The sequence below is a fragment of the Pseudomonas sp. Ma2-10 genome, assembly GCF_054330215.1.
This window is the reverse complement of sequence record NZ_JBTEYL010000010.1, coordinates 17429-41372: the sequence shown is the minus strand read 5'-3', so window position 1 is coordinate 41372 and position 23944 is coordinate 17429. Positions and strand designations below refer to the sequence as shown.

Genomic DNA, 23944 nt, shown 5'->3' with positions numbered 1-23944 from the left:
ATCGAGAGGGGAAAAAAAGAGAACGCATTCTCGCATGTCATGCGGTGAGGGCAAAGGCGCTTGGTCTGCAAATTCCCCTAACCCCTTTAATTAAATGAATTTTTTTTAGAAAAGAGTTGACGACCTTCAGGCTCACCTATAACATTCGTCGCACTTGTCGGGCACAGCCTAGCACTGGTTAAGAAGGTCGAGCAGAGTTGATGTTTGATTCGGTGAGACTGAAAGCACTTAGTTTGTAATCGTCCAAGAATACAGATTAACAAGGCGCCCGTAGCTCAGCTGGATAGAGCATCCGCCTTCTAAGCGGATGGTCGCAGGTTCGAGTCCTGCCGGGTGCGCCATTAGGCAGCTTTGGCACAAGTAACGCAACATGGCAATATGGTGGGCGTAGCTCAGTTGGTAGAGCACGGGATTGTGACTCCCGTTGTCGAGGGTTCGATCCCCTTCGTCCACCCCATATTTAGAAAGGCGCCAGATTAACAGTCTGGCGCCTTTGCTTTAAAAGCTTGAAGCGGATGTGGTGGAATTGGTAGACACACTGGATTTAGGTTCCAGCGCCGCAAGGTGTGAGAGTTCGAGTCTCTCCGTCCGCACCATTACAAGTAGCTATTTAATAGCAGAAAACGGCGCAGCACCTGAAAAGGGCTGCGCCGTTTTTGTTTTAGAAGTCTGAATTTTCAAAGCGGCCGCAGGTTCTGGGTCGAGAGGGTGGTTCGGATCGTCGGAATTATGTTTCTCGATGATGCCGATTCGCCCGTTGACCCCCTCGTGGGGTCGACTGTCAGGGATGGATTGCCGATGCCTTCTATATATAGAAAGATTGGCGCAGAGCCCTGGCATGATTGGCTGTATTTGCGAACAGGGCGAGGCACAACCGTTTGTCCCCGCCTATAAATTGCCTGCTGCTTTTTTACCCGTTTTCAGTAGGGTGACTTCTTGAGTTTGACCCACTAGAATGCATGCCCTTGATTCTGGGGTCGGAAACGGCCGGCTAACGTCTGTGCAACGAGGAATATCCATGCAAGTTTCTGTTGAAAATACTTCTGCTCTTGAGCGCCGCATGAGCATCACCGTGCCGGCTGAGCGCATCGAGACTCAGGTCAACAAGCGTCTGCAGCAGACTGCCCAAAAGGCCAAGATTGCTGGCTTCCGTCCAGGCAAAGTGCCAATGAGTGAAATCAAGCGCCGTTTTGGTGCTGATGCACGTCAGGAAGCGGTTGGCGACGTGATCCAGTCTTCTTTCTACGAAGCTGTTGTTGAGCAAAAGCTGAACCCGGCTGGCGCTCCTTCGATCGAGCCGAAATCGCTGGAAGCTGGCAAAGACCTGGAATACGTCGCGATTTTCGAAGTGTTCCCTGAGTTCACCGTTGCCGGTTTCGACGGTATCGCGGTTGAGCGCCTGAGCGCTGACGTGGCTGATGCCGATCTGGACAAAATGCTGGAAGTGCTGCGCAAGCAGAACACCCGTTTCGAAGTGGCCGATCGCGCTGCTCAAGACGAAGACCAACTGAACATCGATTTCGATGGCAAGGTCGACGGTGAAGTGTTCGCTGGCGGTTCCGCCAAAGGTACTCAACTGGTACTGGGTTCCGGTCGCATGATCCCTGGTTTTGAAGACGGTCTGGTTGGCGCTAACGCCGGCGAAGAGCGCGTTCTGAACCTGACCTTTCCAGAGGACTATCAGAACCTCGACCTGGCAGGCAAAACCGCTGAGTTCACCGTGACCGTGAACACGGTTTCCGAGCCAAAACTGCCAGAACTGACCGAAGAATTCTTCGCTCAATTCGGCATCAAGGAAACTGGTCTGGAAGGCTTTCGCACCGAAGTTCGCAAGAACATGGAGCGTGAACTGCGTCAGGCGATCAAATCCAAGGTCAAGAATCAGGTAATGGACGGCCTGCTCGACACCAACCCGATCGAAGTGCCTAAGGCTCTGCTGTCCAACGAAGTTGACCGTCTGCGCGTGCAGGCTGTTCAGCAGTTTGGCGGCAACATCAAGCCTGAGCAACTGCCGGCCGAGCTGTTCGAAGAGCAAGCCAAGCGTCGCGTTGTGCTGGGTCTGATCGTGGCTGAAGTGGTCAAGCAATTCGACCTCAAGCCTGACGAAGATCGCGTTCGTGAAATGATTCAGGAAATGGCTTCGGCTTACCAAGAGCCTGAGCAGGTTGTGTCCTGGTACTACAAGAACGACCAGCAACTGAACGAAGTTCGTTCTGTTGTGCTGGAAGAGCAAGTTGTGGATACTGTTCTGCAGAAAGCTAGCGTGACCGACAAATCGGTCTCTTACGAAGAAGCAGTCAAGCCGGTAGAAGCTCCACAAGCCGACTGATCGTTTTTGCGGTAAGAAGTACACACCATAAGCCAGCCTTCGTGCTGGCTTATGCGTATTCAAGACATAACTATTTGGGAGTGACTGCAGAGCATGTTCCGTAATTCGTATATTCAGCAGAACTCTGATATCCAGGCCGCAGGCGGCCTGGTCCCGATGGTTGTCGAGCAGTCTGCTCGTGGCGAGCGCGCCTATGACATCTACTCGCGCCTTCTCAAGGAGCGAGTGATCTTTCTGGTTGGTCCGGTAGAGGACTACATGGCCAACCTGATCTGTGCGCAACTGCTGTTCCTTGAAGCGGAAAACCCGGACAAGGACATCCATCTCTATATCAACTCCCCGGGCGGTTCGGTGACAGCGGGGATGTCGATCTATGACACCATGCAGTTCATCAAGCCAAACGTGTCGACCACCTGTATCGGTCAAGCGTGCAGCATGGGTGCGTTTCTACTGACGGCCGGTGCCCCCGGCAAGCGTTACTGCTTGCCGAACTCGCGTGTGATGATTCACCAGCCACTGGGCGGTTTCCAGGGCCAGGCTTCGGACATCGAAATCCATGCCAAGGAAATCCTCTTCATTCGTGAGCGTCTCAACACGCTGATGGCCAAGCATAGCGGGCACACTCTTGAAGAAATCGAACGCGATACCAATCGCGATAATTTCATGAGTGCAGAAGCAGCGCGTGAATACGGGTTGATCGATGAAGTGATCAACCAGCGCCCCGCTTAAATTAAGCAGCTCAAAATAGGGTTGGTCGGCGCGTCCGATCACTTGCGGGCTTGAAAAAGCCCGCAATAGCCTTCATCTTGTGTTGCAAGCCTATCGGATTTGGATCGAACGAATGACTGACACCCGCAACGGCGAGGACAACGGCAAGCTGCTCTATTGCTCCTTCTGTGGCAAAAGCCAGCATGAAGTGCGCAAATTGATTGCCGGCCCCTCGGTCTTTATCTGTGACGAGTGCGTCGACCTGTGCAATGACATCATCCGTGAGGAGGTGCAGGAAGCCCAGGCCGAAAGCAGCGCGCATAAATTGCCTTCGCCTAAAGAAATCAGCGGCATCCTTGATCAGTACGTGATTGGTCAGGAACGTGCGAAAAAGGTTCTGGCCGTAGCGGTGTACAACCACTACAAGCGCCTGAACCAGCGTGACAAAAAGAATGACGATGTCGAGCTCGGCAAGAGCAACATCTTGCTGATCGGCCCGACAGGCTCGGGTAAAACCCTGCTTGCCGAAACACTGGCCCGCTTACTGAACGTTCCGTTCACCATCGCCGACGCAACCACCCTCACCGAGGCAGGTTACGTGGGTGAAGATGTCGAAAACATCATTCAGAAGCTGCTGCAGAAGTGCGATTACGACGTAGAAAAGGCCCAAATGGGCATTGTCTACATCGATGAGATCGATAAGATCTCGCGCAAATCTGACAACCCGTCGATCACTCGGGACGTTTCCGGTGAAGGCGTGCAGCAGGCCCTGCTCAAGTTGATCGAAGGCACGGTCGCGTCCGTTCCGCCTCAAGGTGGTCGCAAGCATCCGCAGCAGGAATTCCTTCAGGTCGACACCCGTAACATCCTGTTCATCTGCGGTGGTGCGTTCTCCGGTCTGGAAAAGGTTATTCAAAACCGTTCCACCAAGGGCGGCATTGGTTTCAACGCGCAAGTGCGCAGCAAGGAAGAAGGCAAGAAAGTCGGTGAGTCCCTGCGTGAAGTCGAGCCTGACGATCTGGTCAAGTTCGGTCTGATCCCGGAGTTCGTTGGTCGTTTGCCGGTACTTGCTACGCTGGACGAGCTAGACGAGGCTGCGTTGATGCAGATTCTCACCGAGCCGAAAAATGCTTTGACCAAACAGTATGCCAAGCTGTTCGAGATGGAAGGTGTGGACCTGGAATTCCGGGCCGACGCTCTGAAATCGGTCGCCAAACGTGCCCTGGAACGCAAAACCGGTGCCCGTGGACTGCGTTCGATTCTCGAAGGTGTATTGCTCGACACTATGTATGAAATCCCCTCGCAGTCTGAGGTGAGTAAAGTGGTGATCGATGAAAGCGTTATAGAAGGCAAGTCCAAGCCACTGTATATCTACGAAAACAGTGAGCCGGCTGCCAAGGCAGCGCCAGACGCCTGAGTGTCATGCTGCTGGAATAAAGAAGGGGCCTTCGGGCCCCTTTGCTTTTTGCGCGTTTTAACACCTTCTTTAAGCTTGTTTTTTTTGAAGGTAGCCCCCATCTTGGTTTCAAGCTCACTTCCATCTGTTTACGGCCTTATGGCCGCCGTAGAGGCGAAATCATGAAGACAACCATCGAATTGCCTCTCCTGCCATTGCGTGATGTTGTGGTTTATCCGCACATGGTTATCCCGCTGTTCGTGGGGCGCGAGAAATCCATCGAAGCCCTTGAGGCAGCGATGACGGGCGACAAGCAGATCCTTCTGCTGGCTCAGAGAAACCCTGCTGACGACGATCCCGGTGAAGATGCACTTTATCGCGTAGGTACCATTGCTACCGTTCTACAGCTGCTCAAGCTGCCTGACGGCACGGTCAAGGTTTTGGTCGAAGGTGAGCAGCGGGGCGCCATTGAGCGTTTCAGCGAAGCGGACGGCTACTGCCGTGCCGAAGTCTCATTGATTGACGAAGTCGACGCGCCAGAGCGCGAGTCGGAAGTGTTCGTACGCAGCCTGCTGGCTCAGTTCGAACAATATGTGCAACTGGGCAAGAAAGTCCCGGCTGAAGTCCTGTCGTCGCTCAACAGCATCGACGAACCAGGCCGCCTGGTTGACACCATGGCCGCGCACATGGCCCTGAAGATCGAGCAGAAGCAGGAAATCCTCGAAATCATTGATTTGTCGGCCAGGGTCGAGCACGTTCTGGCGTTGCTGGATGCCGAGATCGACCTGCTGCAAGTCGAAAAACGCATTCGTGGTCGCGTCAAAAAACAAATGGAGCGCAGCCAGCGCGAGTACTACCTGAATGAGCAGATGAAGGCCATTCAGAAAGAGCTCGGCGACAGCGACGAAGGCCACAACGAAATCGAAGAGCTGAAAAAGCGCATCGATGCCGCCGGTCTACCGAAAGATGCCTTGGCCAAAGCCCAGGGTGAACTGAACAAGTTAAAACAAATGTCACCAATGTCTGCGGAAGCGACCGTGGTGCGCTCGTATATTGACTGGCTGGTTCAGGTGCCGTGGAAGGCGCAGAGCAAAGTGCGCCTGGATCTGGCGCGCGCTGAAGACATTCTCGATGCAGACCACTATGGTCTTGAAGAAGTCAAAGAGCGGATCCTCGAATACCTCGCGGTGCAGAAGCGAGTGAAGAAAATTCGTGGTCCGGTGTTGTGCCTGGTCGGTCCTCCAGGGGTGGGTAAAACCTCTCTGGCGGAGTCGATTGCTCACGCCACCAACCGGAAATTCGTGCGCATGGCCCTCGGCGGTGTGCGTGATGAAGCGGAAATTCGTGGTCATCGCCGTACTTATATCGGTTCGATGCCAGGAAGATTGATTCAAAAGATGACGAAAGTGGGCGTCCGAAACCCGCTGTTCCTGCTCGATGAAGTCGACAAAATGGGCAGCGACATGCGTGGCGATCCGGCGTCGGCGTTGCTGGAAGTGCTCGACCCTGAGCAGAACCATAACTTCAACGATCACTATCTGGAAGTCGACTACGACCTGTCCGATGTGATGTTCCTTTGCACCTCGAACTCCATGAACATTCCACCAGCCCTGCTGGACCGGATGGAAGTGATTCGTCTGCCGGGTTACACCGAAGACGAAAAAATCAACATCGCCGTCAAATACCTTTCGCCAAAGCAGATTACGGCTAACGGCTTGAAAAAAGGCGAGCTGGAATTCGACGCCGAGGCGATCCGTGACATCATCCGCTACTACACCCGCGAAGCCGGTGTACGTGGGTTGGAGCGCCAGATTGCCAAGGTTTGCCGCAAGGCGGTCAAAGAGCACTCAATGGAAAAACGCTTCTCGGTGAAGGTCACTGCCGAGATGCTGGAACACTTCCTGGGCGTGCGTAAATTCCGTTACGGTCTGGCGGAATCTCAGGATCAGATCGGTCAGGTCACCGGGCTGGCGTGGACTCAGGTGGGTGGCGAATTGCTGACTATCGAAGCCGCCGTCGTACCGGGTAAAGGCCAGTTGATCAAAACAGGTTCTTTGGGTGACGTCATGGTCGAATCGATCACTGCGGCCCTGACCGTTGTTCGCAGTCGCGCGAAGAGCCTGGGGATTCCTCTGGACTTCCATGAGAAGCGTGACACGCACATCCACATGCCGGAAGGGGCGACCCCGAAGGACGGCCCTAGCGCCGGTGTGGGCATGTGCACGGCTCTGGTGTCGGCATTGACCGGGATCCCTGTGCGCGCGGACGTCGCGATGACCGGCGAAATTACGTTACGTGGTCAAGTGCTGGCGATTGGTGGTTTGAAAGAAAAACTGCTCGCTGCTCACCGTGGCGGAATCAAGACGGTGATCATTCCTGAAGAGAACGTACGCGATCTGAAGGAAATTCCGGACAATATCAAGCAAGATCTGCAGATTAAACCGGTTAAATGGATTGACGAGGTCCTGCAAATTGCGCTGCAATACGCGCCGGAGCCCTTGCCAGATGTAGCTCCAGAGATAGTTGCAAAGGATGAAAAGCGCGAGTCTGACTCTAAGGAAAGAATTAGCACGCATTAGTACGCATTTGCCTGGGTGGCTTGTTGACAGCTTTTTAGAGCCCTTGTTATAAAGCGGCTCTTAAGTGCCTGTAGGCCATTCAGCACTCGTTTTTGCTTTCACCAAAAAACTTAGAATCATACTCAAATAGATATAAGGGGACTTAGAGTGAACAAGTCGGAACTGATTGATGCTATCGCTGCATCCGCTGATATCCCGAAAGCTGCTGCTGGCCGTGCGCTGGACGCTGTAATCGAATCCGTCACTGGCGCTCTCAAGGCTGGCGACTCCGTTGTTCTGGTTGGTTTCGGTACTTTCTCCGTAACTGATCGTCCCGCTCGCATTGGTCGTAACCCACAGACCGGTAAGACGCTGGAAATCGCAGCGGCTAAAAAACCAGGTTTCAAAGCCGGTAAAGCACTGAAAGAAGCTGTCAACTAAGTTCGATTCAGGTTTTTGCCTATCCGGGTCGGGGTCATGCCTGACCTGGCAGCGGAGCGGTAGTCCAGTCGGCGAGTCGCCGATTTGAGACGCCGAGGCTCGCAAGCTCGAGTCATCGGTCCGCTCCGCCAGTTACGAGAAGGCGCATCCTCGGATGCGCCTTTCTTCTATCCGGATTCTACCCACGCTCCACGGTTGCCTAATTTTTGAAGTTCAACCGTTTCTGGGGGACGCATGCTGCAGAATATCAGGGACAATTCACAAGGCTGGATTGCCAAGACCATTATTGGGGTCATCGTCGCACTGATGGCGTTGACCGGTTTCGACGCCATTTTTCAGGCCACTACCCATCGTAATGATGCGGCCAAGGTCAATGGTGAAGAGATCAGCCAGGGCGAGCTGAGCCAGGCGGTCGATATGCAACGCCGTCAGCTCACGCAACAGCTGGGCAAGGATTTCGATGCTTCCTTGCTCGACGAAAAAATGCTGCGCGAATCGGCCCTCAAAGGCCTGATCGATCGCAAACTGCTGCTGCAAGGCGCAGAAAACTCGAAGTTCGCTTTTTCCGAAGCTGCTTTGGACCAGGTGATCCTGCAAACGCCTGAATTCCAGGTTGATGGCAAGTTCAGCCCTGAGCGTTTCGACCAGGTTATTCGCCAACTCGGCTACAGCCGGATGCAATTTCGTCAGATGCTGACTCAGGAAATGCTGATTGGTCAGCTGCGCGCGGGTCTGGCAGGTAGCGGTTTCGTCACTGACGCACAGGTTCTGGCATTCGCCCGTCTGGAGAAACAGACCCGCGATTTCGCTTCCCTGGACGTCAAGGCTGACCCGGCGGCGGTGAAGCTGACCGACGATGAAGTCAAAGCCTACTACGACGATCACGCCAAGGAATTCATGACGCCGGATCAGGTGGTCATAGATTACCTCGAGTTGAAGAAGGCTTCCTTCTTTGATCAGGTCAGCGTCAAGGACGAAGACCTGCAAGCGGCGTATCAGAAAGAAACCGCGAACCTGTCCGAACAACGCCGGGCCGCGCACATTCTGATCGAAGTGAACGACAAGGTGACCGAAGCGCAAGCCAAGGCGAAGATCGAAGAGATTCAGGCACGCCTGGCAAAAGGCGAGAAGTTCGAAGCCCTGGCCAAGGAGGTCTCCCAGGATCCTGGTTCGGCGAACAACGGCGGTGACCTTGGTTATGCCGGTCCTGATGTCTACGATCCAGCCTTCGAAACAGCGCTGTATGCGCTGGCCAAGGATCAGGTCTCGGCGCCGGTCCGCACTGACTTCGGTTTCCACCTGATCAAGCTGTTGGGTGTCGAGGCTCCTGAAGTGCCGACGCTCGCTAGCCTGAAAGAGAAGCTGATCCGTGATCTGAAAACCCAGCAGGTCGAGCAGCTTTTCGTCGAGGCGATCAAGCAACTGGAAGATTCGTCGTTCGAATCCTCCGATCTGGCTCAGCCGGCGCAGGACCTCAAGCTCACTGTTCATACGTCCAAACCGTTCGGCCATGAAGGTGGCGAAGGGGTTGCGGCCAACCGTGCGGTGATCACTGCTGCGTTCAGCCCTGAAGTGCTGGATGAGGGTGCCAACAGCACCGCCATCGAGCTCGATCCGGAAACCGTGATCGTGCTGCGCGCCAAGGAGCACCTGAAACCTGCGCAACTGCCGCTGGAAAGCGTAGCTGCCAGTATTCGCGCGCAATTGGCCAAAGAGCACGCCAGTGCTGCCGCCAAGACCAAGGCTGAAGAGCTGATTGTCAGCCTGCGCGATGGCAAGACGGCGCTGGACAAGGTGATCGACGGTCAGCGCTGGAAAGTGACTCAGGCAGCTACGCGTGGCCAGGAAGGGGTTGACCCAACCGTGCTGCAGGCGCTGTTCCGCATGCCCAAGCCTGCCGCCAAGGACAAACCGACCTTCAGCAGCGTGACTCTGGCCGATGGTAGCCTGGTGGTTGTGCGTCTGAACGGCGTGAATGAAGCTGCTGCGCCGACTGAAGAAGAGAAGGCTCAGTACCGCCGCTTCCTTGCTTCGCGCATTGGTCAACAGGACTTTGCGGCCTACCGCAAACTGCTGGAAAGCCAGGCTGAGATCGAACGCTACTGATGCCTGACTGAGCTTTGCGCTAAACAAAAACCCCGGCCGAAAGGCTGGGGTTTTTTTTGGCCGAAACAAAGGCAGTCCGGGTTACCCGTCGCCTAAGTGTTTACCGTGCGACTTTTTCCTGTAAATGACAGTCAGTACACTTGTAACTGTTTTAAGACATTAATCGATACTCCGCTAAGCATCGATCTGTTGCACAATACGCGCCGAACCGTTTTCCTCAGGATGTTCAATGTTTAAATCATTTCCCATGCGTGTTGCCGGGCTGGCGTTGGTGCTGGCCGCCGCTGCCGGCTGCTCGTCCAAGAAAGCCCCGATCTATGAGCATGAGAACTTCGATGACTCCGGAACGTTTTCGCGCAGCTACCCGGTGACGGATGCGCAGACGTGCGAAGCTGCCCGTCGGGCGTTGCTCAGCCAGGGCTACATCATCACCAGCTCCGACCCGAAACTGATCAGCGGACACAAAAGCTTCCAGCAGACCGGCGAGACCCACATGGAGATCAGCTTCAGTGTGGTCTGTGCCGATGACGGCAGTGAGGGGCTCCACGCGACCATGTTCGCCAACGCCCTGCAGGACCGTTATGCGCTGAAGAAGACCAACAACTCCGCCAGCGTTGGTGTAGGCGTGCTGGGTTCTGTGTCGATGCCGATCGGCTCGTCCGACGACTCGATGGTCAAGGTTGCCAGCGAAACCGTATCGTCGCCCGCGTTCTACGAGCGCTTCTTCACCCTGGTCGAGTTGTTCCTGCCGCCGGAAGCGAAAAAGGCCGCGCACATCAAGGAGAAGCCGAAACCCGAACTCGGTGTGCCTGAAGCCCAGGCCGTACCGGCTCCGTTGGCGCCGACTCCGCCACCTGCGGCAGAACCTGAGCCGGCGCCTGCCGAAGCTGCTCCAGCAGCCTCTGAGCCGGTTGCACCGCCGCCTGAGGCCGCTCCGATTATTCCGGCCGATAACACCGAGCCGGCATCAGCCCCGGAAACGGTTACTCCTGCGCCCCAATCAAGCCTGCCTCCACCCACCGAGCCTATTTCGGCCATTCCTGTATCAGGCGAGTAATCGTGCTCTAACGGCGCGGGATCAGGTCAGAAGACACCGATCCCGCAACGGCTTTTAAATTGATCCGCGTCAACCCAGGCCGTTGTCCTACGGCCTGTATCGAAAAATCCTGTGATAAATTCCTGACGGCCTGCTACGTTTTATTAAGTAGCTGCTGAGCGGCGTGCCCGTGTCATTTTTCTTTCACGTGGGCACTTTATGCTCGGGGCGCTGGTCATTTGTTCAGGCGTTTTTTTCAACGAGCTGTGGGGATTCAAAATGGACGATTATCAAGAAGAGCTGCTCGAGTATCAGGCGTTTGAACTGGACCCGCTGGAACCGGCCGAAGACGCTACCGAGCTGTAAGCATCAAGCGGATTGGCGATGACTGCGGCGAAACTCACCGGGAGTCTGGCCGCGCCAGCGTTTGAAGGCCCGTTGGAAGGCTTCGGCTGAGGCAAAACCCAGCAGGTAGGCGATTTCTCCGAATGCCAGTTCGGTATCGCGGATATAGGTCATGGCCAGGTCGCGACGCGTGTCATTGAGGATCGCGCGAAACTGCGTGCCTTCCTCGGCAAGTTTGCGGCGCAAGGTCCAGGTCGGTAGCTTCAGGCGTGCCGCCACTTCTTCCAGGTCGGGTTCCCGACCACCATTGAGCAACGGCCCCAGTAACTGAGTGATGCGTTCACGCAGGCTGCGGGTGCGTGTCAGTTGCTCCAATTCCCGTTCACACACTTGCAGCAAGTGTCGCCAGGTGCTCGGGCAGTGTTCCGGGTTGCGCTGGGCCAGGCTGGCAAGGCTCAAGCGCAGTTGATTGTGCTCGCAGCCAAACTGGATCGGGCAGTCGCCCAGCACGTCATAAGCTGTTCGGTAATCCGGCTCACCAAATTCGATATCGATGCGTTCGGCCCGCAACCGGGTAGGGCTTATGCTGGACAGTTGCTGCAACCAGCCAGCGATGATTGAATCCACCACGAAGCGGTTATAGGCGTTGTAAGGGCTGATGGAATAAAACCGCAGCCAGGCCCCTTGGGCGTCTTCGTGAAAGCTCGATTGACCTCGATAGTTGGAGCCATACAAGGCCTCGAAGCGAATCAGGCACCGCGCGGCTTCTCGTACCGTTGGCGCCTGAGCGGCCGTGACCCCGGCCAGGCCGACCTGGCTCAGGCGACTGAGCTGACCCATGCGCAAGCCAAGTGCCGGGTTGTCGGTCAGTTGAATGGCGCTGTGGCCCAGGCGCATGTAGCGCGGGATCGAGAGCCGGGCACCCGCTTCGCTGAGGCGAGCCGCGTCCAGGCCGTATTGTTCGAGCAACGGCTGAGGGTCTGCACCGTGGCTGCGCACGGCGTCGGCCAGGCTATGAACAAAGCCCACCGACAGATCGCCGAGGCGCATCGGCAACGGTTTCATCGGTTACAACCAGAGGTTCAGCAAACGCGCGCCACGGGCATTGCCGTCGGCGAACTGCTGCCCGTTGCGGCTGAGAAAACTTTGACCGGCGCTGCCCTGATCCCAGAACTGACCGCGCAGGAACACGCTCATGCCGGCGATTGCCTGGCTGCTGGGCGGTTGAGCGGTGAGTGTCAGACGATGCCAGGCCTGCCCCTCGCTGAGCTCCCCGGCCTTGAGACTGACCGAGCCAGGCGTCGACAGCCCCTTGTAACCGCGCCACGGTTTGTCCCAGGTGCCACGCCCGACCACAAACGCAGGAACCGCGACGAACTGCGCCCCCTGGTCGTCGAGCTTACGGTAATTGTCCGGGTACCAACTGTCGCTGCCGATCAGCACACCCAGGCGTCCGGCCGGGGTGTCGACGACGTTGAGCGCAGGCTCGCCATTGGCGGCGATGACTTCATGTTCATCGAAAATCGGGTGCATCTGGCGCTGGGGCTGGCCGATCGGCAAGCCATCGCGACCGAACACCACGCTGCTGTTGTACAACGCGCCGTGGCCGATTTTCAGGGTGCCGTCGATGATGCTGGGCTCAGGCAGCACAATGGAGCCCGCCACCAATGTCACGTGGAATTCTTTCGCCAGACCACCAAACAGCGCCTGGTAGTCCTTGGCCATGCCTTTGGCCTTCATACGCAGGTACGCGTCGTCCAGACGTTTGTCGCCCTTGGCGCTGATCAGCGCGCGGACGAACTTCAGTGGGTTGCTGACCGCCAGCCAGTGCATGGCCTCCTTGAGCGTGGCGGCCTGATAGAGCTCATCTTTCTCGCCACTGACCATCAACCAGGAGCCGACATGTTCGGGCAGGACGACGATGGTTTTTTCATTCAGCAGGCCCTGGTCCTGGGCCTTCTGCAAATAAGCCGCCAGCTTGCGGTGCAGGCGCTCGGGGCTTTGATAGTCGGTGGGAAACAGCTCGGGCTGGATGCCCAGCAAATTGCCGCGATCAGCGGGTGTGCCTTGGTCGATCGCGAGATTGATACGCAGGTCCGACAGGTAATGACCCACCGGACGGTCCGCGGCCCACATGGCGTAGGTCGTAAGGGCGGCAATCAATGCCATGGAGAAGGTCAGGTACAGAAGTTTGCGCATGGGGAAACAGTCAACGGCCGTGTTCAGGATTCGCCACTAGGGTAGGGCGCATGCCGACACTTGCCAAGGGGCGCTGCACATTTGGATCAATAAGTTGTCAGTTACGGTCATTGAGTGACAGTGGCACGACTCTTAGTCTGTCCAGCATGACTGACGGGGGCCGCAGAGCTCCTGCAATTTTTCCGTGATCGCTCGATGTGGAGTTACCGATGGCCGCCGCTCATTACCCGCACCTGTTGGCCCCGCTGGACCTGGGTTTTACCACGCTGCGCAACCGTACCCTGATGGGGTCGATGCACACCGGTCTTGAGGAAAAGCCCGGCGGTTTCGAGCGCATGGCGGCGTACTTCGCCGAACGAGCTCTGGGCGGCGTTGGCCTGATGGTTACCGGTGGTATTGGCCCGAACGATGAGGGCGGGGTGTACTCCGGCGCAGCCAAACTGACCACTGAGGACGAAGCGCTCAAGCACCGAATCGTCACCCGCGCGGTGCACGAGGCGGGCGGCAAGATCTGCATGCAGATCCTTCACGCCGGGCGTTATGCCTACAGCCCGAAACAGGTCGCGCCGAGCGCCATTCAGGCGCCGATCAACCCGTTCAAGCCAAAAGAGCTGGACGAGGAAGGCATCGAGAAGCAGATCAGCGATTTCGTCACCTGTTCGACCTTGGCGCAACAGGCCGAGTACGACGGCGTCGAGATCATGGGCTCCGAAGGTTATTTCATTAATCAATTCCTCGTGGCCCACACCAACCACCGTACTGATCGCTGGGGCGGCAGCTATGAAAACCGCATGCGCCTGCCGGTGGAAATCGTCCGTCGGGTACGCGAAGCGGTAGGCCCGAATTTCATCATTATCTTCCGCCTGTCGATGCTCGACCTGGTAGAAGGCGGCAGCTCCTGGGAAGAGATCGTGATGCTGGCCAAAGCCATTGAGCAGGCCGGTGCGACCCTCATCAACACGGGCATTGGCTGGCACGAAGCGCGGATCCCGACCATCGCCACCAAAGTGCCGCGCGGCGCGTTCAGCAAGGTCACGGCCAAGCTGAGGGGGGCGGTGAGCATTCCGCTGATCACCACCAACCGTATTAACACCCCTGAAGTTGCCGAGCAGATTCTGGCCGAAGGCGATGCCGACATGGTCTCCATGGCGCGGCCGTTCCTCGCCGACCCCGACTTCGTCAACAAGGCGGCGGCCGGTCGTGGCGATGAAATCAACACCTGCATCGGTTGCAACCAGGCTTGTCTGGACCACACCTTCGGCGGCAAGTTGACCAGTTGCCTGGTGAACCCGCGCGCCTGTCACGAAACCGAACTCAACTACCTGCCAGTGCAGCAGATCAAGAAAATTGCGGTGGTCGGTGCCGGTCCTGCGGGTTTGTCTGCGGCTACCGTGGCCGCCGAGCGCGGGCATCAGGTGACGCTGTTTGATTCGGCCAGCGAAATCGGCGGCCAGTTCAACATCGCCAAGCGCGTGCCCGGCAAGGAAGAGTTTTTCGAAACCCTGCGCTACTTCAACCGCAAACTGCAGACCACTCACGTCGAGGTGTGCCTGAACACCCGCGTCGATGTCGCACAACTGGTAGACGGCGGTTACGACGAGATCATTCTCGCCACTGGCATCGCCCCAAGAACTCCCGCGATTCCGGGCGTCGAGAACGCCAAGGTGCTGAGTTACCTGGACGTGATCCTTGAGCGCAAACCGGTAGGCAAGCGCGTTGCGGTAATCGGCGCCGGTGGTATCGGATTCGATGTGTCAGAGTTTTTGGTTCACCAGGGCGTGGCCACGAGCCAGAATCGCGAGGCGTTCTGGAAGGAGTGGGGCATCGATACGCATCTGCAAGCGCGCGGCGGTGTCGCCGGCATCAAGGCTGAACCTCACGCACCGGCGCGTGAAGTGTTCCTGCTGCAACGCAAGAAGTCCAAGGTCGGCGAGGGCCTCGGTAAAACCACCGGCTGGATTCACCGCACTGGCCTGAAAAACAAGCAGGTGCAGATGCTCAACAGCGTCGAGTACCTGAAGATTGACGACGAAGGTTTGCACATCCGCATCGGCGAAACCGGCGAGCCGCAATTGCTGCCGGTGGACAACATCGTGATCTGTGCCGGACAGGATCCGCTGCGTGAATTGCAGGAGGGGCTGGTGGCGGCCGGGCAGAACGTGCATTTGATTGGCGGCGCGGATGTGGCCACGGAGTTGGATGCCAAACGCGCGATCAACCAGGGTTCGCGTCTGGCGGCTGAACTCTAACGATCACCGCGGCTGTTAAGATGCCGGCTCTTCACCCAGAGCCGGCATCGATGCTTCTCCCGCCCAACGAATGGCTACCCCAGGCCCCCCTCGACCTTCTTCATCTTGATTGGCTCACGCGATCAAGCATCGAAGTCGCCATCCTGCGTCTTGACCAAATCGACCCGCTGATCAGCGGCAACAAGTGGTTCAAACTAATTGAGCATCTGAAAGCCGCTGACCAGATCGGTGCCAAAGGCATCATCAGTCTGGGCGGTGCCTATTCCAATCATCTGCATGCACTGGCGGCGGCGGGCAAACGTTTCGGTTTTAGCACCGTTGGACTGCTGCGTGGACATCCGCAAGAAACACCGACAGTAAAAGATTTGCAGGCGTTTGGCATGCAATTGCATTGGCTGGGTTATGGCGGTTATCGAGCGCGGCACGAGCCGGGTTTCTGGTTGCCATGGCAGGCGCAGTATCCCGATCTGCATCCGGTGCCGGAAGGTGGCGGCGGTTTGCAGGGCGCCAAGGGCTGCCTGCAACTGAGGACAATGGTCAGCAAGCAACTGAACGCTCTTGGCTGGCGCGATTACGATGGCTGGTGGCTGGCCTGTGGAACGGGCACGACCCTGGCCGGTCTGGTGCTGGCCGAAGCAGGTGAACACCCCGTATATGGTGCGCTGGCGGTGCCCGACGATCATGGGGTTGCGCAGCAGGTCGATTCGATCGTGCGGGAGGCGGGTTTACAGCGTCGCGCTTATGAGTTGTTCGACGCCAGCCGCGGCGGCTTTGCCAACGTCGATCCGCTGTTGCTCGAATTCATCGATCAGACCGAACAGGCCAGCGGCATTCCCCTCGAACCGTTGTACACCGGCAAAGCACTGTTGGCGCTCGAGCGGCAAGTAGAAGCGGGAAGATTCGAAAAAGGCACGCGTTTGATTTTCGTCCATACCGGCGGTTTGCAGGGCCGCCGGGGGTTTCAGTGAGCGGCGGGGTTCACCCGCGCTTGGGCAGCATCCGCAGCAAAGTGTTATCACGCACTACAGAGTGGTGATAAATCCCCGCCAAGGCGTGCAGGCCGATCAGCCAGTATCCGATGGTGCCGCCGAGTTCATGCCAACCCTCAATCTGCTTGGCCAACGCCTTGTCTTCCGCGATCAGCAGCGGCAGGTCGAAGCCGTAGAACATCACTTGGTGACCTTTTGCGCTGGTGATCAGCCAGCCCAGAATCGGCATGGCGATCATGAAAATGTACAGCGCCCAGTGCATCAGTTTGGCCAACACGGTCTGCCAGTGAGGCGAGGCCGGGAAAATTTGCGGTGCGGGGCCCAGGGTGCGAGCAAACAGCCGTAGCCAGACCAATACAAACACCGTCAAGCCCAGCATGAAGTGCGAATCGGTGATCAGCGCCCGGGCGCCACTGCCTTTTGGAAAGATTCCGCGAAATTCGATGCAGGCGTAAACCAGCGCCAGCAGGACCAACATCAACCAATGCAGCGCGATCGATACGGTGCTGTAGCGTGAATCGGAATTCTTCCAGGGCATACGGTGTTCCTCACAGGTCAGATCGAGCCACCGTTCTTGTTCGGCGGTGTGCTTTAACTGTAATCCGCTTTGCTCGATTTGCCTGTGGCTATTTGGGCGTTCAATGCTCTGGATCAGGTGTTTGGCCAAAAAAAAAAGCGCCAGTTGCGTTTACGCGCTGGCGCTTTTTTATGCCGCGAGAGGCGCAATCAGTTGGTTTGCGGCATCTCCCCCTTGGCCAGACGCTGGTTGATATCGGCGATCACTTCCGGCAAATCGGTAATGGTGTCGATCATGTAGTGCGGCCGTGAGCCTTCGAACATACCGTGGATGCGCTTGCGTTCGCTGGCCAGTTGGTCGCTGCCGAGGGCGCGGTAACCTTCGTAGTCCAGGCCCAGTGCATTGCCCGAGCAGATCAACGCTACGGTCCACATGCCGGCGCGACGACCTTCAAGAATGCCCGGCACGGTGTCGTCGATCTTCACGCAGGCTGCGACATCATTGATGCCCAGCGCAATCACGTTAGCCAGCGCCTGGGCCGGCCATGGGCGTCCATTGGGCACTTCGTCGGTGGCGACCACGTGGTCGGCGACGTAACCGTTGGTGGCGGCCAGCTCGACAACTTTGTCCATCACCTGTTTTGGATAGCCGGAGCAGGAACCAATCTTGATCCCTTGCTTGCGCAGGTGGGCGATGGTGTCCAGTGCGCCCGGGATCAGCGCCGAGTGTTCGGCGATTTTCTCGATTTGCAGTGGCATGAAGCGTTTGTAGATAGCGGTGACGTCATCGTCGGTCGGCGTACGGCCGAACACTGTGCGATAACGTTCGGCCACTTCCGGCTGATCGCACAGGGTTCGGATGTGGTCCCACTTGCCCATGCCCATCGGGCCGCGGGCTTCTTCGATGGACACCTGGACGTCGAACTCGGCGAAGGCTTCGACAAAAATCTGAGTTGGCGCGAAAGAGCCGAAGTCGACCACGGTGCCGGCCCAGTCGAGGATGGCGGCTTGCAGTTTGGTTGGGTTTGCGTAATTCATGTCTCATATCCTGTAGTGGGGAATGAAGAGCCCTGCAGCGGCTACAAATTGTCGTGAATCAGATGTCGAGGACTTCCATCTCGCGCAACACTTCGGCCACCGCCGCCACGGCCGCGTGCATCTCGGCCTGGTTGACGTGGCCAATGCAGCCGACGCGGAAGGTTTCGACCTGGGTCAATTTGCCGGGGTAGAGAATGAAACCCTTGGCCTTGACGCGTTCGTAGAATTCCTTGAACTGGTAGCGCGGATCTTTCGGCGCATGAAAGGTGACGATGATCGGCGCCTGAATAGCCGCGGGCAGGAAACTGCGCAGCCCTAATTTGGCCATGTCATCGAGCAGCACTTGGCAATTGTTGGCATAGCGCTGATGCCGGGCGGGTAAACCACCTTCTTCGTTGTATTGCAGCAGGGCTTCGTGCAACGCCGCGACCACGTGGGTCGGCGGGGTGAAGCGCCATTGTCCGGTCTTGGCCATGTAGGTGTGCTGATCGAAAAGGTCCATTGCCAGCGAGTGCGAGTTACCGGCGGCATTGGCCAGCGCTTCTTTGCGAGCGAAGACAAAACCCATTCCCGGCACGCCTTCCAGGCATTTGCCCGAAGCGGCGATCAGCGCGTCGAACGGCACCTGTTGCGCGTCGATCGGCAACGCGCCGAAAGAACTCATGGCGTCGATGATCAGGCGTTTGCCGTGTTGCGCGATGACGTGGGCAATTTCCGGCAGGGGGTTGAGGATGCCGGTGCTGGTTTCGCAATGAATCAGCGCGACGTGGGTGATGCGGGCATCGGCGCACAGCAGGCGGTCGACGTCGGCGGCGGTGGTCGGCTCGTCTTCGGCGGTTTCGAAGGTGCTGAAGGAACGGCCGAGGACTTCGCAGATTTTCGCCAGGCGTTTGCCGTAGGCGCCGTTGATCAGCACCAGGACTTTGCCGTCGCGAGGTACCAGCGTGCCGATCGCCGCTTCGACTGCGAAGGTGCCGCTGCCTTGCAGGGGCACGCAGTGGTGGCTGTCGCCGCCGTTGATGATCGTCAGCAGTTGTTCGCACAGGCTGGCGGTCAGTTGATTGAAGCGGTCATCCCATGAACCCCAGTCGACCATCATCGCCTGACGGGTGCGGGCCGATGTGGTCAGTGGGCCGGGGGTAAGCAGGATGGGTTCGGCGGTACTCATTCTCGTGTCCTCGCAATCGATGGGATGAAGCTACGGGGCTTAAATTGCAATTTGCCGTGCTATCAATCAAATTGTTTGTTGTTATGCCAGCCATCAGTGAGGGTTATTCATGAACCTGTTCCAGCTTCGCGCATTCGACGCGGTGGCCCGCGAGGGCAGCTTCACCCGGGCCGCCGCGCGGCTATTCATCAGCCAACCGGCGGTCACCGGGCACATCAAGGCGCTGGAGGAGCATTACCAGATCACCCTGTTGCGGCGTACCGCGCGACGGGTGGAGCTGACGGAGGAGGGCACCAAACTGGCGGCGATCACCCGGGCGATGTTCGGTCTCGCCGAAGAGGCGCAGGTGATGCTCGAGGCCAACCGGCAGTTGCTGACCGGGCGTCTGGAGGTTGCGGCGGATGGGCCGCACATGGTCATGCCGATGCTCGCCAGCCTGCGCGCGCGGTATCCAGGCATTACCGTGAACCTGCGCCTGGGCAATGCTCAGGAAACCTTGGCGGCGTTGCTGTCGGAACATGCCGACGTGGCGGTGCTGACTGAGGTCGAACCGCGCAAGGGCCTGCATTTGCAAGACTTAAGCGAATCGCGGATTTGTGCGCTGGTGCCCGACGGTCATCCCTGGACGCGGATGTCCAAGGGGGTACCGCTCAAGGCCCTGGATCAGGTGATCATGGTGTTGCGCGAGCCAAGTTCGATCACCCGGCGCACCTTCGACGAGGCGTGTGCAGCGGCGTTGGTCAGTCCACGGGTGCTGCTGGAGTTGGACAGTCGTGAGGCGGTGACCGAAGCCGTCGCCGCAGAGTTGGGGGTCGGCGTGGTGTCCTCGGTGGAGGTCAGCCATGACCCGCGGGTGGCGGCGGTGCCGATTCTGGGTGACGGATTGGTCAATCGGCACATGATTGGGTGCATGGAACGGCGGCGGGATTTGCGCTTGATACAGGCGTTTTTTGGGTTGGCGCCCGCTTTGTAACCGACGATGGGGCCAGGTCTGCTTATGCCAGGCTCTCGCGAACCATCTCCAGAAACGTTGCCACCACCCGCCGCGAACTCTGCTCGCGCAAGCACACCAGTGTTTCGGTCAATCGTCGTTTGCAGTCGGTAATCGGTAATGCACACACCCGCGAATCCGCGCCGAACTCGGCGGCGGATACAACACCAACGCCAATCCCCACGACCACCGCCTCACGCGCCGCTTCCCGACCTTCAACCTGAATCGCCGGGCGAATGCGAAAGCCTGCCTGGGCCATTTCTTCTTCCAGCGTTTGCCGCGTCACCGAACCGATTTCCCGCAGCACCAAAGGCGTGTCATCCAGATCAGCGAGGCAAATCGACTCACGGTCGGCCCACGGATGATGGCGCGAAACGAACGCCACCATCGGGTCGTTGCGCAGCGGTAACGAGATCAGACGTTCGTCACTCACCTCCCGACCCAGCAACGCCAGGTCGGCCTGATAGTTGAACAGCCGAAACAGCGATTCATCGGTGTTGCCGGTTTCGATCTTCACGCTGATGCCGGGGTAGCGCTCACAAAAGCGAGCAATCTGCGGCAACACGTGCACTGGCGCATCCACCGCGAGAATCAGACTGCCGGTCTGCAAGGCCCTGGAGTCATGCAAGAGTTCCTGCGCCTCGGCCTCGATAACGAACAATCGTTGGGTAATGCTCAGCAAACGCTCGCCCAGATCGGTCAGGCGTACCGAGCGTTTATTGCGGTGGAACAGCAGCACACCGAAACGCTCTTCGAGCTTGCGCACTTGGTCGGAAATCGCCGGTTGCGTGAGGAATAGCCGCTCGGCGGCTTTGGTGAAGCTTCCATGGACGGCCACGGCGTGGAAGGCTTTGAGCTGGGTGTGGGAAACCGACATCGAAACCTCCAGTAACAAGCTGAGCTTATATTGGAAATACGATAAATCGATTTCACTTATTAATCAGTAATTGTTTTTATCGACCCCAGCCAACGGTGACTGGCCAGTCGAACAGCGTTGGCGGCCATGAGCCTGTGCGTGCAACAGCAGGACTCATCTGACCGATATCGCCCCAGGGAAGCGGCGATATCGAAGTGCTCAACAATAAAAAAACAGGCGTTATTTCTCAATTTCTGCCGGCACACTCACACCCTGAGGTCAGAACCACAATGAACAAGCACATCGGCACTATCAAGCGTTGGCGCGTGCAGATCTTCGCGATCACCTGGCTCGCTTACGCCGCGTTCTACTTCACCCGCAAAGCTTTTTCCGTGGCGAAACTGGGGATCGCCGAAGACCCCACGTTCATGCTCGACAAAATGGCCATGGCCAACCTCGACGCCATCTACTTGACCGCCTACGCCATCGGGCAATTCACCTGGGGCATTCTGGCCGACCGCTTTGGCCCAAGGGTCGTCGTGTTTGGCGGGTTGCTGATTTCAGCCGCGGCAGCCTTGGTGATGGGCAGTTTTGCGACGTTGCCAATCTTCGCTACTTGCATGTTGATTCAAGGGTTTGCCCAGTCCACCGGCTGGTCCGGGCTGTGCAAGAACCTCGGCAGTTTCTTCCCCGCCCAGCAGCGCGGGCGGGTGCTTGGGTTGTGGAGTTCCTGCTATGCCTTTGGTGGGCTGGTGGCGTCGCCGTTTGCTGGCTGGTGGGCGTATACGCTGATCGGCACTTGGCATGCGGCGTTCTTTTCCAGTGCGGCGGTGGTTGGCCTGGTTGCCGTGCTGTTTTTTATTTTTCAGCGTAACAAACCCGAAGACGTTGGCTTGCCGGCGGTGGAACCGGAGCCACAGCTGACGGCGCAAGAGGCCGACGCGCAAAGCAAAATCAGCATTCTGGAGCCGTTAAAAGAAATTCTGCGCAACCGCACCGTGCTGGTTCTGGGCCTGGCGTACTTTCTGCTGAAACCGGCGCGCTACGCGATTCTGCTTTGGGGACCGGTGATCGTCTTCGAGCAGATGCCCTCGGTGGGTAAGGTCGGCGCTGCAATCATTCCGACCGCGTTTGAACTGGCCGGGTTGCTCGGGCCGATTCTGCTGGGTCTGGCCTCAGACAAACTGTTCGGCGCCCGGCGCATGCCGGCGTGTGTGCTCAGCCTGTTGGCGTTGACCGTGACCCTGGCTTTGTTTATGGGGGCCCTGCATACCGGCAGCGTGATGCTGGTGGTGGCGCTGCTGTTCGCCATGGGCCTGACCCTGTATGGGCCGGACTCGATGATCAGCGGTGCGGCCGCGATCGATTTCGGCACCGCCAAGGCGGGCGCCACATCGGCTGGTTTCGTCAACGGTTGCGGCTCGGTCGGGGCCATTCTCGGTGGATTGCTGCCGGGCTACTTCGACTCGGTCACCGTGTTCATCGTCTTCGCCGGCTGTGCGATGTTTTCAGCTCTGGTGCTGATCCCTTACTGGAACAGCCGTCCGGCTGGCCTGCGTGCCGAAATCGCCTTCGTGCCTAACCAGCCGATCACCATAAAACCTCTGCGTACTTAAGGATGACCCCATGAGACCTTTCTGGCTGGAACAGGCGCTGGCGGCCGAGCTCTGCGCGCCATGCGAACCCTTGGCCGGCGACACCCGCGCCGACGTCTGCATCGTCGGCGGCGGCTACACCGGGCTGTGGACGGCGATCATGCTCAAGGAGCAAAACCCGGAACTGGATGTGGTGCTGATCGAGGCCGATATCTGCGGCGCCGGCGCCAGTGGCCGCAACGGTGGCTGTGCACTGTCGTGGTCGGCCAAGTACTTCACCCTTGAACGGCTGTTCGGTGTCGAAGAAGCCGTGCGACTGGTCAAGGCGTCGGAACGCAGCATCCATGCCATCGGTGCCTTTTGCGAGCAGTACGCGGTGGATGCCGATTACCGCCTCGACGGTACGCTTTACACCGCCACCAACCGTGCCCAATGCGGCTCGACCGACGCCGTGATCGCAGCACTGGAGCGAAATGGCATCAACTCCTTCACCCAAAGGCCGGTGGCCGATGTGCAACGCATGGCCGGTTCCAGCAAACACCTGGAAGGCTGGTTTTCCCCCGCTGCGGCCAGTGTGCAGCCGGGCAAACTGGTGCGCGGTTTGCGCCGGGTCGCCTTGCAACTCGGCGTGAGGATTTACGAGCACACGGCCATGACCGGGCTGCAGGAGGGCAAGCCTGCGGGGATACAAACCCCCAATGGCACTGTCCGTGCGGATCGCGTGGTGTTGGCGATGAACGCCTGGATGGCCCGGGCGTTTGCGCAGTTCGAGCGCAGTGTGGCGATTGTTTCCAGCGACATGCTGATCACCGAGCCGCGCCCCGATCTGCTCAACGAAATCGGTTTGACCAGCGGCGTCACCGTGCTCGACTCAAGGGTTTTCGTGCACTACTACCACAACACACCAGACGGCCGAATCATGCTTGGCAAGGGCGGCAACACCTTTGCTTACGGCGGGCGAATGTTGCCGGTGTTCGATCAGCCATCGCCCTATGCCGGTTTGTTGCAGCACAGCCTGAACGAGTTCTTTCCGGCTTTTGCTCAGGTCAAGGTCGAAGCGACCTGGAACGGTCCGTCTGATCGCTCCGTCACCGGTTTGCCGTTCTTCGGTCAGATGAGTGCCAGCGGCAACGTGTTTTACGGTTTCGGATACTCCGGCAGCGGGGTTGGCCCGTGTCATATGGGCGGGCAGATTCTCGCCTCGATGGTCCAGGGGCTGGACAACGCCTGGACCCGTTCGCCTCTGGTCAACGGCCCTTTGGGCTTCTTTCCGCCGGAACCGATTCGTTACCTCGGTTCACTGATGGTGCGCAACGCCATCCGCCGCAAGGAGCGCGCCGAGGATCACGGGCGCCGGCCACGGCATCTGGACGTGCGTCTGGCGAAGTTCGCGGCGGCGGCAGGCAAGGCCGACAAGGGCTGAG

19 protein-coding genes and 3 tRNA genes are annotated in these 23944 nt (G+C 58.1%); 16 read left to right on the top strand and 6 right to left on the bottom strand.

The annotated features are described in order from the left end of the window. The first annotated feature begins 264 nt into the window (after window positions 1-264). From ACXPVS_RS14275 to ACXPVS_RS14225, 11 genes are all read left to right on the top strand, one after another. Window positions 265-341, top strand: a tRNA-Arg gene (locus ACXPVS_RS14275). A 40-nt stretch (window positions 342-381) separates the two neighbouring features. Further along, window positions 382-457, top strand: a tRNA-His gene (locus ACXPVS_RS14270). A 54-nt stretch (window positions 458-511) separates the two neighbouring features. Next, a tRNA-Leu gene (locus ACXPVS_RS14265) sits at window positions 512-596 on the top strand. Window positions 597-1018: 422 nt separating this feature from the next. Beyond that, window positions 1019-2329, top strand: coding sequence for a trigger factor (tig, locus tag ACXPVS_RS14260; protein WP_458510511.1), 1311 nt, complete (start codon window positions 1019-1021; stop codon window positions 2327-2329). Window positions 2330-2422: 93 nt separating this feature from the next. Next, window positions 2423-3058 (top strand): ATP-dependent Clp endopeptidase proteolytic subunit ClpP, encoded by a 636-nt coding sequence (clpP, locus tag ACXPVS_RS14255; RefSeq protein ID WP_219097672.1) that lies wholly within the window; start codon window positions 2423-2425, stop codon window positions 3056-3058. A gap of 112 nt (window positions 3059-3170) precedes the next feature. After that, on the top strand, window positions 3171-4454 hold the full coding sequence (gene clpX / locus ACXPVS_RS14250) for an ATP-dependent Clp protease ATP-binding subunit ClpX (RefSeq protein WP_458510510.1): 1284 nt from the start codon (window positions 3171-3173) through the stop codon (window positions 4452-4454). Window positions 4455-4615: 161 nt separating this feature from the next. Then, window positions 4616-7012 (top strand): endopeptidase La, encoded by a 2397-nt coding sequence (gene lon, locus ACXPVS_RS14245; RefSeq protein ID WP_458510509.1) that lies wholly within the window; start codon window positions 4616-4618, stop codon window positions 7010-7012. A 147-nt stretch (window positions 7013-7159) separates the two neighbouring features. Continuing rightward, complete coding sequence (locus ACXPVS_RS14240) at window positions 7160-7432, top strand: HU family DNA-binding protein (protein WP_002552737.1); 273 nt, start codon at window positions 7160-7162, stop codon at window positions 7430-7432. A gap of 234 nt (window positions 7433-7666) precedes the next feature. After that, on the top strand, window positions 7667-9538 hold the full coding sequence (locus ACXPVS_RS14235; protein ID WP_458510508.1) for a SurA N-terminal domain-containing protein: 1872 nt from the start codon (window positions 7667-7669) through the stop codon (window positions 9536-9538). Window positions 9539-9767: 229 nt separating this feature from the next. Continuing rightward, a complete protein-coding gene (locus tag ACXPVS_RS14230) occupies window positions 9768-10595 on the top strand; it encodes a DUF2242 domain-containing protein (RefSeq protein WP_458510507.1) in 828 nt (275 codons plus the stop codon). A 198-nt stretch (window positions 10596-10793) separates the two neighbouring features. Continuing rightward, a complete protein-coding gene (locus tag ACXPVS_RS14225) occupies window positions 10794-10940 on the top strand; it encodes a hypothetical protein (protein WP_458510506.1) in 147 nt (48 codons plus the stop codon). A gap of 3 nt (window positions 10941-10943) precedes the next feature. Here the strand turns inward: ACXPVS_RS14225 and ACXPVS_RS14220 are convergent, their stop codons facing one another. Further along, complete coding sequence (locus tag ACXPVS_RS14220; protein ID WP_458510505.1) at window positions 10944-11984, bottom strand: AraC family transcriptional regulator; 1041 nt, start codon at window positions 11982-11984, stop codon at window positions 10944-10946. 3 nt (window positions 11985-11987) lie between these two features. Further along, entirely contained in the window at window positions 11988-13118 is a 1131-nt protein-coding gene (locus tag ACXPVS_RS14215; RefSeq protein WP_458510504.1) for a carbon-nitrogen hydrolase family protein, read from the bottom strand. Window positions 13119-13327: 209 nt separating this feature from the next. On the opposite strand from ACXPVS_RS14215, the gene ACXPVS_RS14210 reads away from it, so the two are divergent. Further along, window positions 13328-15367, top strand: a complete 2040-nt coding sequence (locus ACXPVS_RS14210) for an oxidoreductase (RefSeq protein ID WP_458510503.1) — start codon at window positions 13328-13330, stop codon at window positions 15365-15367. A gap of 50 nt (window positions 15368-15417) precedes the next feature. Then, window positions 15418-16335 (top strand): 1-aminocyclopropane-1-carboxylate deaminase/D-cysteine desulfhydrase, encoded by a 918-nt coding sequence (locus ACXPVS_RS14205; protein WP_458510502.1) that lies wholly within the window; start codon window positions 15418-15420, stop codon window positions 16333-16335. Window positions 16336-16345: 10 nt separating this feature from the next. Here the strand turns inward: ACXPVS_RS14205 and ACXPVS_RS14200 are convergent, their stop codons facing one another. From ACXPVS_RS14200 to ACXPVS_RS14190, 3 genes are all read right to left on the bottom strand, one after another. Next, window positions 16346-16894 (bottom strand): cytochrome b, encoded by a 549-nt coding sequence (locus ACXPVS_RS14200; protein ID WP_458510501.1) that lies wholly within the window; start codon window positions 16892-16894, stop codon window positions 16346-16348. A 188-nt stretch (window positions 16895-17082) separates the two neighbouring features. Beyond that, window positions 17083-17910 carry a phosphonoacetaldehyde hydrolase gene (phnX, locus tag ACXPVS_RS14195; protein WP_458510500.1) on the bottom strand — a complete coding sequence of 276 codons (828 nt, stop codon included), beginning with the start codon at window positions 17908-17910 and terminating at the stop codon, window positions 17083-17085. Between the two features lie 58 nt (window positions 17911-17968). After that, window positions 17969-19078 (bottom strand): 2-aminoethylphosphonate--pyruvate transaminase, encoded by a 1110-nt coding sequence (locus tag ACXPVS_RS14190; protein ID WP_458510499.1) that lies wholly within the window; start codon window positions 19076-19078, stop codon window positions 17969-17971. 109 nt (window positions 19079-19187) lie between these two features. Between ACXPVS_RS14190 and ACXPVS_RS14185 the strand changes: the two genes are divergently transcribed. Then, window positions 19188-20051 carry a LysR substrate-binding domain-containing protein gene (locus tag ACXPVS_RS14185; RefSeq protein ID WP_458510498.1) on the top strand — a complete coding sequence of 288 codons (864 nt, stop codon included), beginning with the start codon at window positions 19188-19190 and terminating at the stop codon, window positions 20049-20051. A 22-nt stretch (window positions 20052-20073) separates the two neighbouring features. On the opposite strand, the gene ACXPVS_RS14180 is transcribed toward ACXPVS_RS14185, so the two are convergent. Beyond that, window positions 20074-20946, bottom strand: coding sequence for a LysR family transcriptional regulator (locus ACXPVS_RS14180; RefSeq protein WP_458510497.1), 873 nt, complete (start codon window positions 20944-20946; stop codon window positions 20074-20076). Window positions 20947-21215: 269 nt separating this feature from the next. Between ACXPVS_RS14180 and ACXPVS_RS14175 the strand changes: the two genes are divergently transcribed. Next, window positions 21216-22541, top strand: coding sequence for an MFS transporter (locus ACXPVS_RS14175; protein WP_458510496.1), 1326 nt, complete (start codon window positions 21216-21218; stop codon window positions 22539-22541). Window positions 22542-22551: 10 nt separating this feature from the next. Further along, window positions 22552-23943, top strand: a complete 1392-nt coding sequence (locus ACXPVS_RS14170; RefSeq protein WP_458510495.1) for an FAD-dependent oxidoreductase — start codon at window positions 22552-22554, stop codon at window positions 23941-23943. Window position 23944: the final 1 nt, after the last annotated feature.